This is a genomic window from Vibrio sp. 2033 (genome assembly GCF_033339735.1).
In genome coordinates this window covers 1-593 of the sequence record NZ_JAWOVC010000579.1, presented here as the reverse complement: position 1 = coordinate 593, position 593 = coordinate 1, and the positions used below count along the sequence as shown (strand labels likewise).

The following is a 593-nucleotide window of genomic DNA, read 5'->3' as shown; positions in this document are numbered from 1 at the left end:
ATTACCTTGGCGAGAAATCCCCTCTAGCAAGTCACCTTTTGTAATGCCTGTTGCTGAGAAGACGACGTTGTCGCTGCGCGCCATGTCTTCCATTTTTAGGACGACGTTGGCTTTTACGCCCATTTCTTCACAACGTTGTAGTTCAGCTGCACCGTAAATACGGTTTTCTTCTGTGTCGCCTTTCACTTCGTGGCGAGGTAGAAGGCGGCCATGCATGTCACCATCAAGTGCGCGAATCACCGCTGCGGATACCACCCCCTCTGGTGCACCGCCAATGCAGTACATGAGGTCCACTTCACTATCTGGCATACACGTTAGGATGGAAGCTGCAACGTCGCCATCTGGCACCGCGAAGACACGCACACCCATCGCTTGCATTTCAGCTATCACATCATCGTGGCGAGGTTTTGCTAGAGTGATGACAACCAGAGTGTCCAGCGTTTTATTCAGCGCGCTAGCAACGTTTTCTAGGTTTTCTTTCAACGGCTTTTCTAGATCGATCACGCCTTTCGCACCTGGGCCAACAACCAGTTTTTCCATGTACATGTCAGGTGCTTTTAAAAAGCTGCCTTTTTCACCCGCGGCAAGCACTG

At 50.9% G+C, this 593-nt stretch carries 1 protein-coding gene; it reads right to left on the bottom strand.

The window, feature by feature from the left end; all coding sequences use genetic code 11:
* Nucleotides 1-593: class II fructose-bisphosphatase (glpX, locus tag R7P74_RS27885; protein ID WP_318123912.1), on the bottom strand; the 593-nt coding region annotated here is incomplete at both ends.